Source organism: Leeia sp., from assembly GCF_041909055.1.
Lineage (GTDB): Bacteria > Pseudomonadota > Gammaproteobacteria > Burkholderiales > Leeiaceae > Leeia > Leeia aquatica.
Window position 1 is genome coordinate 174,799 of record NZ_JAYREC010000001.1, and the last position, 13,816, is coordinate 188,614.

Annotated in this window: 14 protein-coding genes; 9 read left to right on the forward strand and 5 right to left on the reverse strand. The window is 62.1% G+C overall.

From position 1 onward, the window contains the following. Positions 1–10 precede the first annotated feature (10 nt). The 3 genes from ACE3O2_RS01200 to ACE3O2_RS01210 are packed head-to-tail and all read left to right on the forward strand — an operon-like array spanning position 11 to position 2,906. Positions 11–952 carry a carbohydrate ABC transporter permease gene (locus tag ACE3O2_RS01200; protein ID WP_374334469.1) on the forward strand — a complete coding sequence of 314 codons (942 nt, stop codon included), beginning with the start codon at positions 11–13 and terminating at the stop codon, positions 950–952. Next, positions 945–1,805 carry a carbohydrate ABC transporter permease gene (locus ACE3O2_RS01205; protein WP_374334470.1) on the forward strand — a complete coding sequence of 287 codons (861 nt, stop codon included), beginning with the start codon at positions 945–947 and terminating at the stop codon, positions 1,803–1,805. Before ACE3O2_RS01200 ends, ACE3O2_RS01205 begins: the two co-directional genes overlap by 8 nt. Positions 1,806–1,811: 6 nt before the next feature. Next, a complete protein-coding gene (locus ACE3O2_RS01210; RefSeq protein ID WP_374334471.1) occupies positions 1,812–2,906 on the forward strand; it encodes an ABC transporter ATP-binding protein in 1,095 nt (364 codons plus the stop codon). A 73-nt stretch (positions 2,907–2,979) separates the two neighbouring features. Here ACE3O2_RS01210 and pgsA read toward each other — a convergent pair whose 3' ends face one another. Together pgsA and uvrC are read right to left on the reverse strand one after the other, a co-directional pair. Next, complete coding sequence (gene pgsA / locus ACE3O2_RS01215) at positions 2,980–3,558, reverse strand: CDP-diacylglycerol--glycerol-3-phosphate 3-phosphatidyltransferase (protein WP_374334472.1); 579 nt, start codon at positions 3,556–3,558, stop codon at positions 2,980–2,982. Continuing rightward, positions 3,555–5,381 (reverse strand): excinuclease ABC subunit UvrC, encoded by a 1,827-nt coding sequence (gene uvrC, locus ACE3O2_RS01220; RefSeq protein ID WP_374334473.1) that lies wholly within the window; start codon positions 5,379–5,381, stop codon positions 3,555–3,557. The genes pgsA and uvrC overlap by 4 nt, the downstream gene beginning before the upstream one ends. A gap of 120 nt (positions 5,382–5,501) precedes the next feature. On the opposite strand from uvrC, the gene ACE3O2_RS01225 reads away from it, so the two are divergent. Genes ACE3O2_RS01225 through ACE3O2_RS01235 form a run of 3 tightly spaced genes read left to right on the forward strand, consistent with a single transcriptional unit; the run spans position 5,502 to position 7,921 of the window. Then, complete coding sequence (locus ACE3O2_RS01225) at positions 5,502–6,140, forward strand: hypothetical protein (protein ID WP_374334474.1); 639 nt, start codon at positions 5,502–5,504, stop codon at positions 6,138–6,140. 60 nt (positions 6,141–6,200) lie between these two features. After that, positions 6,201–7,124 (forward strand): recombination-associated protein RdgC, encoded by a 924-nt coding sequence (locus ACE3O2_RS01230; protein WP_374334475.1) that lies wholly within the window; start codon positions 6,201–6,203, stop codon positions 7,122–7,124. Positions 7,125–7,144: 20 nt separating this feature from the next. Beyond that, positions 7,145–7,921 (forward strand): substrate-binding periplasmic protein, encoded by a 777-nt coding sequence (locus ACE3O2_RS01235; protein ID WP_374334476.1) that lies wholly within the window; start codon positions 7,145–7,147, stop codon positions 7,919–7,921. Positions 7,922–8,000: 79 nt separating this feature from the next. Here the strand turns inward: ACE3O2_RS01235 and ACE3O2_RS01240 are convergent, their stop codons facing one another. Together ACE3O2_RS01240 and ACE3O2_RS01245 are read right to left on the reverse strand one after the other, a co-directional pair. After that, positions 8,001–8,339: a P-II family nitrogen regulator gene (locus ACE3O2_RS01240; RefSeq protein ID WP_168876034.1), complete on the reverse strand. Its 339-nt coding sequence runs from the start codon at positions 8,337–8,339 to the stop codon at positions 8,001–8,003. A 33-nt stretch (positions 8,340–8,372) separates the two neighbouring features. After that, positions 8,373–8,681 (reverse strand): hypothetical protein, encoded by a 309-nt coding sequence (locus tag ACE3O2_RS01245; protein ID WP_374334477.1) that lies wholly within the window; start codon positions 8,679–8,681, stop codon positions 8,373–8,375. 67 nt (positions 8,682–8,748) lie between these two features. On the opposite strand from ACE3O2_RS01245, the gene ACE3O2_RS01250 reads away from it, so the two are divergent. From ACE3O2_RS01250 to ACE3O2_RS01260, 3 genes are read left to right on the forward strand one after another with little or no spacing between them, the layout of a single operon-like run. Next, complete coding sequence (locus tag ACE3O2_RS01250) at positions 8,749–9,696, forward strand: AAA family ATPase (protein ID WP_374334478.1); 948 nt, start codon at positions 8,749–8,751, stop codon at positions 9,694–9,696. 6 nt (positions 9,697–9,702) lie between these two features. Then, complete coding sequence (locus ACE3O2_RS01255; RefSeq protein WP_374334479.1) at positions 9,703–10,677, forward strand: DUF58 domain-containing protein; 975 nt, start codon at positions 9,703–9,705, stop codon at positions 10,675–10,677. Beyond that, positions 10,674–12,626 (forward strand): DUF3488 and DUF4129 domain-containing transglutaminase family protein, encoded by a 1,953-nt coding sequence (locus ACE3O2_RS01260; protein WP_374334480.1) that lies wholly within the window; start codon positions 10,674–10,676, stop codon positions 12,624–12,626. The genes ACE3O2_RS01255 and ACE3O2_RS01260 overlap by 4 nt, the downstream gene beginning before the upstream one ends. A gap of 177 nt (positions 12,627–12,803) precedes the next feature. Here ACE3O2_RS01260 and ACE3O2_RS01265 read toward each other — a convergent pair whose 3' ends face one another. Further along, positions 12,804–13,730 carry a DUF3800 domain-containing protein gene (locus ACE3O2_RS01265; RefSeq protein ID WP_374334481.1) on the reverse strand — a complete coding sequence of 309 codons (927 nt, stop codon included), beginning with the start codon at positions 13,728–13,730 and terminating at the stop codon, positions 12,804–12,806. Positions 13,731–13,816: the final 86 nt, after the last annotated feature.

The following is a 13,816-nucleotide window of genomic DNA, read 5'->3' on the forward strand; positions in this document are numbered from 1 at the left end:
TTTTCCCTACATGTCGCCACCCTTATCCGGTGAGGTGGAAGCGCGTCCGCTGACTGACGCGCCGAATCCATCCGCCTGGAAACACCAGCTGGAAAAGTGGCTGCCGCAGATTGCCATCTCGCCGGCGCTCACCTTGTGCATTATTTTCTTCTACGGCCTGGCCGTCTGGGTCGGGATGATTTCCTTTACCGATTCCGCCGGCATGCCCAGCTACAATTGGGTGGGCTTCGACAAATATGTCGCCCTGTGGAACGACGACTACTGGTGGGAGGCCGTCAAGCACCTGCTGGTGTTTGCGCCGCTGGCCGTGGGGCTGCCGCTGCTGCTCGGTGCCATTCTTGCCATCTTCCTGGATCAGAAGATCCGCTTCGAGGGCGGCTTTCGTACCATCTACCTCTACCCGCTGGCGCTGTCCTCGGTGGTAACCGGCACCATCTGGCGCTGGATGCTGGCACCGGATACCGGCATTGAAGCCTGGCTGCACAGCATCGGCATGCAGAACGCTTCATTCGCCTGGCTGGTTGAATCCGACAAAGTGCTGTTTGCCCTGGCGATTGTGGCCATCTGGCAGTCCACCGGCTTTGTGATGGCGATGTTTGTGGCCGGGCTGCGCGGTATCGATGATTCCATCTTCAAGGCTGCCATGCTCGATGGCGCATCGCTACCTCGTGTGTACTGGCGCATCATTCTGCCTATCCTGCGCCCGACCCTGTTCAGCGCCTTGCTGCTGTTGCTGCCTGCCGCGCTGAAATCCGCCGAGCTGGTGATCGTGATGACCCAGGGTGGACCGGGCCAGTCCAGCACCCTGCCCGCCTACTATATGTATGACCGCTTCTTCACCCGCGCGCAGATGGGGCTGGGCTCAGCTTCCGGCATGATCATCATGATGATCTGCATTTCCATTGCCGTGCCGTATGTGATGATGGAGCTGAAACGGAGCCGCCATGAATAAGCCCCGTCTGACCGTCAGTCGCGTCTGTATCTACGCCTTCCTGGTACTGAGCGCACTGTTCTTTGCGCTGCCCACCTGGTTTGCCTTCATGGCCTCGTTCAAGACCTTGCCGGACCTGCAATCCGGCAATCTGTTCGGACTGCCCAACGGCTGGACCATCGCGCCGTGGAAGCGGGCCTGGCAGGAAGTCTGTACCGGCATCCAGGGCTGTACCGGCATGATGCCGTACTTCAGGAACTCGCTGATCGTGGTGATTCCGTCCACCCTGATTTCTACGGTGTGGGCCGGGTTCAACGGCTATGTGATCAGCAAATGGAAATTCCGTGGCAGTGAGTTCGTGTTCTTCCTGCTGCTGTTCGGCCTGTTCCTGCCGACGGTGATGTTCCTGTTCCCGCTGTCGCTGATTCTGCACAGGCTGGGCATGTCTAGCTCGCTGCTGTCACTGGTGCTGGTTCACATCATCTACAGCCTGCCGCTGGCCCTGTACTTCCGCAACTACTTCAGCAGCTTCCCCGGAGAGCTGATCAAGGCGGCCCGTATTGACGGTGCCGGTCTGTTCACCATCTTCTGGCGCATCCTGCTACCGTCGACCAAACCGATCTTCGTGGTGGTGCTGATCATGCAGTTCACCTCGATCTGGAACGAGTTCCTGTTTGCGCTGATCCTGGCCCCGTATGACCAGCAACTGGTCACCGTCGGCCTGACCAACCTCACCGGCTCGCAAATCGGCACCCCGGAAACCAATGTCTATATGGCCGCTGCACTGATGGTCGCCCTGCCGACCGTGCTGATCTATGTGGTGGCCGGCAAGTATTTTGTCCGCGGCCTTACCGCCGGGGCAGTAAAAGGATAATTCAACATGTCTGGACTGCAAATTCGTGATGTTCGCAAAGCCTACGGCAAAAACGACATCCTCAAGGGCATCAACCTCACCGTCAACCACGGCGAGTTTGTCATCCTGGTCGGCTCCTCCGGCTGCGGCAAGTCCACCCTGCTCAACATGATCGCCGGTCTGGAGGACATCGAGCACGGCGAGATCCACATCGGCAGCCGCCGGGTCAACGACCTGAGCCCGAAAGACCGGGACATCGCCATGGTGTTCCAGTCCTATGCCCTCTACCCCGGCATGACGGTGCAAAAGAACATCGAGTTTGCGCTGGAAATGCGCAAGGTGCCGAAAGAAGAACGGGAAGCGGTGGTCAAACGGGTGGCCAAGACCCTGCAGATTGACCATCTGCTCGACCGCCGCCCCTCGCAACTCTCCGGCGGTCAGCGGCAGCGGGTGGCAATGGGGCGTGCGCTGGCACGTAACCCGGCCATCTTCCTGTTCGACGAGCCACTGTCCAATCTGGACGCCAAGCTACGCGTGGAGATGCGCAGCGAGATCAAGCAGCTGCACCAGCGCGTCGGTGCCACCATCGTCTACGTCACGCACGATCAGGTGGAAGCGATGACACTGGGCGACCGTATTGCGGTGATGCGGGAAGGCCGCGTGCTGCAATACGGTACGCCGGAAGAAATCTACAACCAGCCCAGCACCCTCTACGTAGCCGGTTTCATTGGCTCGCCGTCAATGAACTTCATCCCGGTCACCCTGCAGGAGATTGACGGACAGTGGACCTGCGATTTCGTGACCTCAGTCGGCGACCGCAAGCTGGTGGTCGGCCCGGTGCGGGACCGTCAATGGGACGGCAAGCAGGTGATTCTGGGCATCCGCCCGGAACACTTTCATGAGGCACGCAGCCTCAGCGAAGACCATCTGCCCTTGCCGATTGACCGGGTAGAGCCGACCGGGGCCGACACCTACATTTATGGCAGTGTCAACGGCGCCACCGTTGCCGCTCGCTTGTTGCCGCGCCAGATGAAGCACGGCACATCACGGCTCTCTCTACAGTTCGATTTGCCATCGCTCTCGTTTTTTGATCCGCAAACCGAACTGCGCATCACCCCTTAAGCCCAGGGGGACTTGACAGGCCACCCCTCGGGGTGGCCTTTTTTACATGTAAACCACGACAGCCCGACCCCGCTCAGCGCCCGGCACGCCCCGAGAGCAGCGGCCACGCCTGACGCAGGTAGTAGACCATCGACCACAGGGTAAGCACCACCGCGATCACCAGCAGCCATTCACCGGCCAGGCGGGTTGCCAGCCCCGGGATCAGCGGTAGGTCGTACAGCAAGGCGGTGATGGCGGCCATTTGCGCTGCGGTTTTCAGTTTGCCGACATAGGACACTGCCACGCTCTTGCGGGCACCCAGCTCGGCCATCCACTCGCGCAGGGCGGAGATGGTGATTTCACGGCCAATGATGATGGCAGCCAGTGCCGGGTCGGCGCGGTCCAGCTGCACCAGCATCACCAGTGCCGCAGCCACCATCAGCTTGTCGGCCACCGGGTCGAGGAAAGCGCCAAAGGCGGAGGTCTGGTTCAGCGCTCGCGCCAGGTAGCCATCCAGCCAGTCGGTGACGGCGGCCAGCACGAAGAAACCGGTGGCCAGCAGGTTCTTGTCCGGCATGGAGAGCATGGTCAGCGGCAGGTAGTAGATGCCCATGAACAGCGGGATCAGGATGATGCGCAGCCAGGTCAGCAGGGTAGGCAGGTTCAGGGTCATGGGTGTAGTTGCCGGTAAATGCGTTCAGCCAGTGCGGCACCAATGCCGGGCACGGCGGCGATATCATCCTCGCTGGCGGCCAGCAAACCCTGCAGGCCACCAAACTGGGTCAGTAAACGTTGCCGGCGCTTGGCGCCGACCCCTTCAATCTCTTGCAATGAGGACTGGGTGCGTGCCTTGCCGCGCCGCGCCCGGTGTCCGGTAATGGCAAAACGATGGGCCTCATCACGAATCTGCTGGATCAGGTGCAGCGCCGGTGCATCGGTCGCCAGATTCAAGGTTAGGCCTTGTTGCGGCACAATCAAGGTCTCCAGACCCGGTTTGCGCTCCACTCCCTTGGCGACCCCGACAATATCGAGGTCCGGCAGGCCCACTTCGTTCAGCACTTCCAGCGCCACATTCACCTGCCCCAGCCCGCCATCAATCAGCAGCAAGTCCGGCAGCCGGGCCTCTTCACCCGCCGCCTTGGCTGCTGCCAGTTTGCCATAACGGCGGGTCAGTGCCTGCCGCATGGCGGCGAAATCATCCCCCGGCGTGATGTCGGTGATATTAAAGCGACGGTATTCGCCCGGCTGCATCGCCAGGCGGTCGTATACCACGCAGGACGCCACGGTGGCCTCGCCCTGGGTATGGCTGATGTCAAAGCATTCGATGCGCGCCACCGCCCCCAGGTTCAGCGCCTCGGTCAGGGCGGACAGCCGCTGGTCCTGCGCCGCGCGCGACAGCAACCGTTGCTGCAGCGCCAGGCGGGCGTTCTTTTCCGCCATCTGCAGCCAGACCCGCCGCTCGCCATTCGGGTTGCTGTTGAGTTTGACCTTGCGTCCGGCCTGCTGCGACAGCAGGTCGGCCAGCCCTTCATCTTCCATCGGCTGGCTGAGCACAATCAGCGCCGGAGGGGGCAGCTCCAGATAGTGCTGCAGTACAAAGGCCTCCAGCACTTCGGCCTCGGTGGTGCCGTCGGACAGCGCGCCGGGGAACATCGCCTTGTCGCCCAGTTGCCGCCCACCGCGCACCATCACCAGATTGACGCAGGCCATACCCTGCTCCACCACCACCGCGATGATATCGGTGTCGAGCTGGCTGGCGTTGCTGGAGACAAACTGCTTTTCCTGTACCGCCTGCAGCTGCTGGATCTGGTCACGCAGCACCGCCGCCTGTTCGTATTCAAAGGCTTCGGCGTGTGCCTGCATCTGCTGGGTGAGGCGCTCCACCACATCGCGCTGCTTGCCTTCCAGCAGCAGCCGCGCTGCATTCACATCGGTGGCGTAGTCTTCTTCGCTGATCAGGCCGACACACGGCCCGGAGCAGCGCTTGATCTGATACAGCAGGCAGGGCCGCGAACGGTTGCTGAATACACTGTCCTCACAGGTGCGCAGCCGGAAAATGCGTTGCAACAGGTGCACGCTTTCCCGCACCGCCCAAGCATTGGGGAACGGCCCGAAATACTGGTGCTGCTTGTCCACCCCGCCGCGATAGGACGAGATGCGCGGGTAGGCATGGCCGCTGACCCGGATATACGGGTAGCTTTTGTCATCCCGAAACAGGATGTTGTATTTGGGGCGCAAGCCCTTGATCAGGTTGTTTTCCAGCAGCAGCGCTTCGGCTTCGCTGCGGGTCACCGTCACCTCGATGCGCACCACCTGCGCCACCATCAGCCGGATGCGCGGCGAATGGTCGGTTTTCTGGAAGTACGAGGTCACCCGCCGCCGCAAGGCCTTGGCCTTGCCGACGTACAGCACGCTTCCATCTGCCGCCAGCATGCGGTAGACCCCCGGCAGCAGCGGCAGGGTTTTCAGGAAGGACGGGATGTCAAAAGGTTCCATCAGGGCAGTTTGCGAAGTCGTGGGCGGATTCTATTACAAGATGGCGACGCCGCCTGAACAAGCTGCAACTTTTCCATGCATGATGACGTCTGAATGCCACGTCTGCACCACGGAACCCTCATGCTGCGTTACAGCCTGCTGTTGCTTTGCCTTGCCATGCCACTGCAATCCGCCACCCTGCCCGTACAGCGGCTGGATCAGCATGCGGCCTCTGGCCGGGTGCGTGCCGAAATGGTAGAGACCGCGCAAGGCTGCACTACGGTCACCCTGCGTTACCGCCAACAGGTACTGCACAGCCAGGGCTGCTATGTGCTGTCCGGGCCAGACGCCTACTGGGCTGACCTGGATTTTGACCACCATGCTGATCTGTGGCTGCGGGGCTGCACCGATGGCCAATGCCGCAGCATCCGCTCCGAGGTCTGGCGCTTCCAGCCCAGCCGCCAGCGCTTGCAGTACGACGCCGCCCTTTCCGCCCTGCCCAATCTGCGACTGGCACAGAACGAACATCGGCTGGAGTCCGGTATCGACAATGCCGGTTGCGCCGGGCAGGCTTTCCACTATGAACGTTACTGGCTGCCCAACGGGATATTGCGGCCCCTCTCCCGCCGGATACAGGAATGTCTGGCAGACGGTCGCATCCGCTATCAGGAGCACGCCTGGCAGGATGGCCGCTGGGTCACCACGCTCAGCCGCGAGGGTGCCCCCAGCGAGGCAGAGGAAGCCGCCCGCCGCAGCGGGGGCCTGCACACCCTGCCCTGAGCCCTCCGTCGCAGTGTAAAATGCCAGCCCGGTATCACCCTCATCAGGAAACAACAGCCCATGTGGTTCAAGAATCTGCAGCTCTACCGTCTCTCCACCCCGTTCACCCTCAGCGCGGAAGCCCTGGCCGAACAGATGGCTGCCCGTGCCTTCAGCGGCTGCACCCGGCTGGACCGCAGCCATAGCGGCTGGGCTGAACCTTACGGACTGGATGAGCTGGTGGTGGCTGGCGGTGGCGCGCTGTGGTTCTCGCTGAAGAATGAGGACAAGCTGCTGCCGTCCAGCGTGGTCAATCAGACTTTGGCGGACAAGATGGCGCATATCGAAGCCACCGAGGCACGCCGAGTCGGCCGCAAGGAAAAGCAGACGCTGAAGGAGCAGATCGAGGACGAGCTGCTGCCGCGCGCCTTCAGCCGCTTCAGCCGCACCCACGCGGTGCTGGACCCGGAGAGTGGCTGGCTGCTGGTCGACGCCGCCAACGCGGGCAAGGCTGAAGGGGTGATCAGCGCCCTGTTGCAGGCGGTAGAAGGGGTAAGGCTGGAACGACCGGATGCCGCGCAATCCCCGGCCAGCAAGATGGCCGACCTGCTGCTCACCCCTGCCGAAGAGCAGGAGCTGCAATTATTCCAGCTGGACAGTGATTGCGAGCTGAAAGGCGCGGGGGACACACAGAGCGTGGTGCGCTTTGCCCGCCACAACCTGTCGCTGCCGGAAGTGGCCGCGCACCTGGCCACCGGCAAGCAGCCGGTCAAGCTGGGCTTGCAATGGCAGAACCGGGTGAGCTTTGTACTGACCGAGGATTGGCAGGTGCGCCGCATCAAGTTCCTCGATCTGGTGCAGGATCAGGTGACCGACAGCCATGCCGACGACCAGCGCGCGCTGATCGAGGCCACCCTCACCATCCAGATCGCCGAGCTGCGCGGCCTGCTGACTGACCTGATGGCCTGGCTGGGAGAGGCCGCAGAAACAGCTGCAAGCGCCTGATTCTGGACTATACTGGCCCCATGGAACCACCCACCCTCCCCATCCGGCGAACCCTGCTGTTGCTGGCGGGTTTGCTGCTTGCTGGTATAGCCCATGCTGATCGGCCTGTGCTGAAAGTGCTGTTCGGCGTGCACAAACCGCCTTACATTCATGAGCCCAACCGCTCGGGCCTGGATTACGAGATCGTCAACCAGGCGGTGCAGCTGATGGGCTACCAGCTGCAGGCGGACTTCACCCCGCCTGCGCGAGGCGTGCTGCTGTTCAAAAATGCGGACATTGATGCGCTGGCCACCATGCGGGAGAGCAGCGGGCTGGAGGGGGCGTACTCCGACGCTTACATCAGCTATCAGAATGTCGCCACCGTGTTGGCCAAGCGGGGTATCGTCCTCAACAACATTGAAGATCTGGCGGGCTACAGTGTGGCCGCCTTCCAGAATGCCAAGCTCAATCTGGGCGAGCGCTACCGCAACGCGGTGGACAAATCCCCCTCCTATCAGGAGGTCTCCCCCCAGGTAATCCAGAACAAGCTGCTCTACAGTGGTCGGGTAGACGTGGTGATTGGTGACCGGCTGATCTTCCGTTACTTCAACCAGGAAGCCGCCAGCCTGGTGGATGTCAAACAGCCTATCCAGCAATTTGCCCTGTTTCCGCCCACCGAATACAAGGTCCTGTTCCGCGACCCGGCCATGCGGGACCGCTTCAACAATGCCTTGCGTGCCCTCAAGGCACGCGGCACCTACCGTGAGATCGAGCAAAAATACCTGGATAATCAGAGCAGCGGCACCGCCCCGCAATAAGCAGTGCTGTCGCACCTGAAGCGGGTCTGACGGGCCTTGAGGCTTGGGGTGCGTCAACGCCCCGCCAGCAGTCTGTCCCTTAAACCGCGTCTTCGTTCTGCTCACCGGTGCGGATGCGCACCACCTGCTCCACCGGCATCACGAAAATCTTGCCATCTCCAATCTTGCCGGTGCGTGCCGCCTTGGTGATGGCATCAATGGCAGCGTCCACTAGTTCGTCTGCAATCACCATCTCCAGCTTCACCTTGGGCAGGAAATCCACCACATATTCGGCACCGCGATACAGCTCGGTATGCCCTTTCTGCCGGCCAAAGCCCTTGACCTCGCTCACCGTCATGCCGGTGATGCCGACTTCGGACAGCGCCTCGCGCACTTCGTCCAGTTTGAACGGCTTGATGATGGCGTCAATCTTCTTCATGTGTACTCCCGTTTCAGGTCATTTGCATTCGGTTTACCAGCCGAGGCGGCGACGCCAGGCGGACAGCAAGGGTAACTGCGGCCACGGCACCGGCTCACCCGGCGCACGTTGCTGCAGGCGGCGGCGCTCCAGCCCCAGCCGCAGCATGTTCAGCAAGGCACAGCCCACCAGTGCCAGCGCCGGGATCGCCACCGCATGCGCCAGCCAGGCCGGCAGCCAGCCCTGTTGCCGCAGCCCTTGCGCCAGCCAGGCGCAGAACAGGCCCAGCGTCAACCGCGCCAGCAGTCCGCCAGACACCCGCCGGATCAGTTCTTCGAGCAGGGGCTCCGCCTCACTACGCATGTCATTGCCATGATTTATTTTAGGCATGGTCACCACAGTTTGCCGTGCGGCAGCTAGAATAAACAGCATGTTCACCTCACATCATAGCAAGAGCGCGGCAGTGGCTACAGCCCCCGCGCATCCGGTCCTGCAACAGGCACTCACCCAGCTCGGGCAGCAGCTGCTCGGCAAGCCGCAGCAGATTCGTCTGGCGCTGGCCTGTTTACTGGCGCGCGGCCACCTGCTGCTGGAGGACGTACCCGGTGTCGGCAAGACCACGCTGGCGCACGCGCTGGCACAAACGCTGGGCCTTGGTTATCAGCGGGTGCAATTCACCAGCGACCTGTTGCCCGCCGACCTGATCGGTATTTCCATCTATGTGCGGGAAACCGGCCAGTTCGAGTTTCACCGTGGGCCGCTGTTCAGCCAGCTGGTGCTGGCGGACGAGATCAATCGCGCCAGTCCCAAGGCGCAGAGCGCCTTGCTGGAAGCGATGGCCGAGCGGCAGGTGACGCATGATGGCACCACCTATGCGCTGCCCGACCCCTTCTTCGTGATCGCCACGCAAAACCCGCTGACCCAGATCGGCACCCATCCGCTGCCCGAATCGCAGCTGGACCGCTTCACCCTGCGCCTGTCGCTGGGCTACCCGGACGCCCGCTTCGAGAAGGCCCTCTACCAGGGCCAGCGCATGGCTGAGGTGCAACAGGCGCTGCGCATCGAGCAGGTGCGCGCCTTGCAGGCAGACGCCAGCGCGGTGCATGCCGCCGATCCGTTGATCGACTACGTGATGGCCCTGATACACGCCACCCGTGACCCGCAGCGCTTCCAGTATGGCCTCTCGCCCCGCGCTGGCCTCGCCCTGCTGGCGGTCGCGCGCAGCTGGGCCTTGCTGGCCGGGCGGGACATGGTGTTGCCGGAGGATGTGCAGGCCGTATTCCCGCATGTGGCAGCGCACCGCCTGCAAGCAGCCAGCGGCGCAGGCGCCAGCCTGCAGCAGGTTTCGCAGCTGCTGCTCGACATCCCCTTGCCCTGAGTCGGCATGTCCGCCGTTTCTGCCTCCAGCCTGACCCCGCTGGGCCGTATCCGCCAGTGGCTGAGCCGCCCGCACCTGCCGGTCAACGGGGTGCTGCAGCTGGACCGCCGCCGCCTGTACATCCTGCCCACCCTGCACGGTCTGGCCTTTGCCGTGCTGCTGTTGACCATGCTGCTGACTGCGCTCAACTACATGCTCAACCTCGGCTTGCTGCTTACCTTTGCGCTGACCGGGCTGGGCTTTGCCGTGATGTGGCATGCCTACCGCAATCTGCTGGCGGTAGCGTTGCGCGCCGGGGAAGCCGAGCCGGTATTTCTGGGGCAAACCGCCTGGCTGCCGGTCGAGCTCAGCATCCCGGCAGGGTACGCCCGCTTCGGGCTGGAACTGCACTGCCACGACCAGCACGCCCAGGCAGTGGACCTGCCTACTGGTGGCAGTGTCCACTGCCTGCTGCCGTGGCAACCCGTGCGCCGGGGGTGGATTACCTTGCCCCGGCAGACCATCACCAGCCGCTTTCCACTCGCCCTGTTTCGTTGCTGGAGCTATAGCGACCTGCCGCTACGGGTACTGGTCTATCCACAGCCAGAAGCCGATGCGCCTGCCGCCCCGGCCAGCACCCAGCCCGATGAGCAATCCAGCGCCTCCCGGCTGGACGACGACCACCCGGACCAGTTGCGCCCGTACCGCCCCGGCGACCCGCTGCGCAGCATAGCCTGGAAACACAGCGCGCGGCTGGACAGCTGGCTGACCCGCGTCGGCCAGCAAGGCGAGCGGCTGGAGCGCTGGCTGGACTGGCACACCCTGCCCGCCGGCTTGTCGGACGAAGCCCGCCTGTCGCGGCTGACCCGCTGGGTACTGCGGGCCGAGCAGGAAGAAATCGACTACGGCCTGCGGCTGCCGGGACAGGAAGTACCGCTGGGTCACGGCCCGGCACAGCTGCGGCAGTGTCTGGAAGCGCTGGCCACCTGGGGGCAGCCTTGAGCCGCCCGTTGACCGCGCTAGAGCAGCGGCGTCTGCTCAGCCAGCTGCTGCTGGTGTTGCTGCCGCATGGCTGGAACCTGCCCGTGTGGCTGAGTGCGCTGGTGGGGCTGGCGCTCGGCTGGCAGGCACTGCGCTTGTGGCGGCGCTGGCCACCGCCGCCCCGGCTGCTGCTGTCGGTGATCAGTATTGCTGCCCTGCTGCTGGTGATCGTGCTGAACCTGCGCGACGGCAATGGTTTCAACCGTGAACTGGCGGTATCCATCCTGGTGCTGTTTGGTGCGCTCAAGCTGCTGGAAAGCCGCCAGCTGCGCGATGCACAGTTCTGTTTCCTGCTTGCCTTTTTCCTGCTGCTGACCTTGTTCCTGTATGGACAGCCGTTCTGGCTGGCGGCTTATGTGTTGGTCAGCGCGATCTTTGTCCTGCGCAACGGACTCTACCTCTGCCACCCGTCGATCGAGGGGCAGCTGTCGGCGTGGCGTTTCCTTGGACGGCTGCAACTGTATGGCCTGCCCTGGCTGGTGGTGCTGTTCGTGCTGTTCCCCCGGCTGGACCGCCCGCTCTGGCAATTGCAGCATGACCCGGGCCGAGGCATCACCGGGGTCAGCGACCTGATGAGCCCGGGCAATATCGGCCAACTGATCCGCTCGACCGAGGTCGCCTTCCGCGCTGAGTTCAGCGGGGCTCGACCCTCGCCAGACGAGCTGTACTGGCGAGGGCTGGTGCTGTGGGATTATGACGGCCGCAGCTGGCTCCCGAGCCCGGAGCGCCGAGCATTCGCACGCGACATTCCGGCAGCGTCGATCCGTTACCGCTATCGCGTCACCCTGGAGCCGCACCAGCAACGCTGGCTCTACCTGCTGGACCGCGGTCAGCAGGTGCTCGACAATGATCGGGGCAATTTCACGGTGGATGGCGAGTACTTCCGCCAGAGCACCGTCGACAGCCGCATGATGTACCGGGCAACTGCCGTAGCGGAAGACCCGGAAGTGATGGACACGCCCACCTTGCAGCAAGCCTTGTACCTGCCACCGGGCAACCCGCGAGCCCGGGCGCTGGCTGCACGCTGGGCCAGCCTGCCCACGCCGCAGCAGCGGGTCAACGCTGCACTGGCCTTGTTCCGGCAAGCCCCATTTGGCTATACCCTGGAGCCGCCGCCGCTGGGTGAGCAGGCGGTAGATGACTTCCTGTTCCGCACCCGGCTGGGGTTTTGCGAGCACTACAGCTCCAGCTTTGTGTTCCTGATGCGTGCCTCCGGCGTACCGGCACGGGTAGTAGTGGGTTATCTGGGCGGGGAATACAACACCCTCAGCAATTACTACATCGTTCGCCAGGCCGACGCCCACGCTTGGGCCGAAGTCTGGCTGCCCGGGCGCGGCTGGGTACGGGTGGACCCGACTGCGGCCGTGTCGCCTGACCGGGTTGACCAGGGCATTGCTGCCGCCATCAACGATGCCGGGGCGCAGGATATCCGCGCCTTGCGCACGCCGGACTGGATGCGTTCGCTGCGCTGGGGGGTGGATGGTCTGGTCAACGGCTGGAACAAGTGGATTCTGAGCTACGACAGCCGCGAGCAACTGGGCATGCTGGAACGGCTGGGGCTGGAGAGCAACGCCATGGCGCTGGCGCGCCTGCTGGGGCTGGTACTGGCCAGCCTGCTGTTGCTGGCCACCCTGCCCCTGCTGCGCCAGCGCGGGCCGAAGCTGAGCCCGCTGCAAGCCGCCTATCAGCAGCTGTGCCAGCAGTTGGCCAAGGCAGGCTGCCCGCGTCAGCCGCAGGAGGGGCCGCTGGATTACGCCACCCGACTCAGCCAGGCCTTCCCGCACGCCGCGCGCGAGCTGCAATCCCTGCTGACAAGCTACGCCCGCCTCTATTACGGCGCGGCGGTGAGCGAACAGGCCATGCAAGCCTGGGCACAACGTGCCCGCCGCTACCGCTTGCCGCGGCATTAAGTCCGCCCAGCGCTGGGTAGCATCCGGCACCCCCACAGCCCCGCGCACCTGTGTTGCAGCAGGCTTACCTTGAAGAAGTTGGTAGTGGCCTGAGGCTATTCACGGCAACGCTCCATATTGTGCGTCGGGCGAGTGTGGTCATGTAGAGCAAAAGAAAATAATAATCCAGTTTTAAACTTACTCAAACAATCTTACAGCACGGAAACCATTCAAAGGGTCGGAAAGAGATATACCACCGCCCAATCCTTGATGTCTTTCATACTGATACTGAAGCCGCCGCAATTTTTCGCCATACCTTGTCCGTAAAGTTGCATGTTGCGCGTGACAGTGCGTTGTATCCTGCATGTGTATAAGGCAACAAAGCTCTGCAACGATGGGAAAAAGGAGCGCGGAGCACACCATGTCAGTCAATTGCAAACCCGCGTGGTTATCACTGTGACCGAATGTTGGCGCTTCGACTAATTTGCTGTATGGATTCCCTTGTACTCTATACATCTGCGTAAAAACAGAGTGGGAAATGTTGGCGTTCTTCGCCTTGTTTCTACTATCTGCAATTATTATGCCAAAATCATTCACACCTTCCAGAAAGTGTGAGAAATCAGCACAAATTCTCTGAACACTGCGGCTGTATACAGAAGTTCCATCAAAGTCCCCGCCAATCGGCTTCACAAAAACCCGCCCAACGATTTTTGCTTGATGGTCAGTGAGAATAGATAGCGTTTCTTGAATAACCCCGTAAGCGAATCTTCGGTCGTTTCTGACTGTACTGCGAGCCATCCTCCGAATATCGGCACCCTTAATCTCAAGCTTAATCCAATCAAGGTGCCGACTGGTTTGAGGCAACCTATTGGGAAAGAAGCGCTGCTTTAACGCAATAAACGCTCGTGTGACACTGGATATTTGGTCTGCTGGTAAAAAAATCCCAGCAATAATAAAAACTGGCTGCACCGATGAACTAGCAGACGGCAAGGCCCCGGTACACCCGGCCTCATCCACATAGCAAACGTACATATCCCCTCCAGAAACAACTAAAGCCACCGAGGTGGCTTTAGGATTTGCCGCCAACGGAGCAAACCGTGTTCGGCTTCGGACTTTCATCCGCATGGTGATTATAGCAAAAACATCGAGCTAACGTCTACCACTTCGTTCTACAGTTCGCAACTATCTGCACGGAGGAAATCTATCCTACC

Coding starts and splice junctions, on each gene's coding strand:
- ACE3O2_RS01200 (WP_374334469.1), top strand. CDS start 11: ATGTCGCCACCCTTATCCGGTGAGGTGGAAGCGCGTCCGCTGACTGAC.
- ACE3O2_RS01205 (WP_374334470.1), top strand. CDS start 945: ATGAATAAGCCCCGTCTGACCGTCAGTCGCGTCTGTATCTACGCCTTC.
- ACE3O2_RS01210 (WP_374334471.1), top strand. CDS start 1,812: ATGTCTGGACTGCAAATTCGTGATGTTCGCAAAGCCTACGGCAAAAAC.
- pgsA (WP_374334472.1), bottom strand. CDS start 3,558: ATGACCCTGAACCTGCCTACCCTGCTGACCTGGCTGCGCATCATCCTG.
- uvrC (WP_374334473.1), bottom strand. CDS start 5,381: ATGGAACCTTTTGACATCCCGTCCTTCCTGAAAACCCTGCCGCTGCTG.
- ACE3O2_RS01225 (WP_374334474.1), top strand. CDS start 5,502: ATGCTGCGTTACAGCCTGCTGTTGCTTTGCCTTGCCATGCCACTGCAA.
- ACE3O2_RS01230 (WP_374334475.1), top strand. CDS start 6,201: ATGTGGTTCAAGAATCTGCAGCTCTACCGTCTCTCCACCCCGTTCACC.
- ACE3O2_RS01235 (WP_374334476.1), top strand. CDS start 7,145: ATGGAACCACCCACCCTCCCCATCCGGCGAACCCTGCTGTTGCTGGCG.
- ACE3O2_RS01240 (WP_168876034.1), bottom strand. CDS start 8,339: ATGAAGAAGATTGACGCCATCATCAAGCCGTTCAAACTGGACGAAGTG.
- ACE3O2_RS01245 (WP_374334477.1), bottom strand. CDS start 8,681: ATGCGTAGTGAGGCGGAGCCCCTGCTCGAAGAACTGATCCGGCGGGTG.
- ACE3O2_RS01250 (WP_374334478.1), top strand. CDS start 8,749: ATGTTCACCTCACATCATAGCAAGAGCGCGGCAGTGGCTACAGCCCCC.
- ACE3O2_RS01255 (WP_374334479.1), top strand. CDS start 9,703: ATGTCCGCCGTTTCTGCCTCCAGCCTGACCCCGCTGGGCCGTATCCGC.
- ACE3O2_RS01265 (WP_374334481.1), bottom strand. CDS start 13,730: ATGCGGATGAAAGTCCGAAGCCGAACACGGTTTGCTCCGTTGGCGGCA.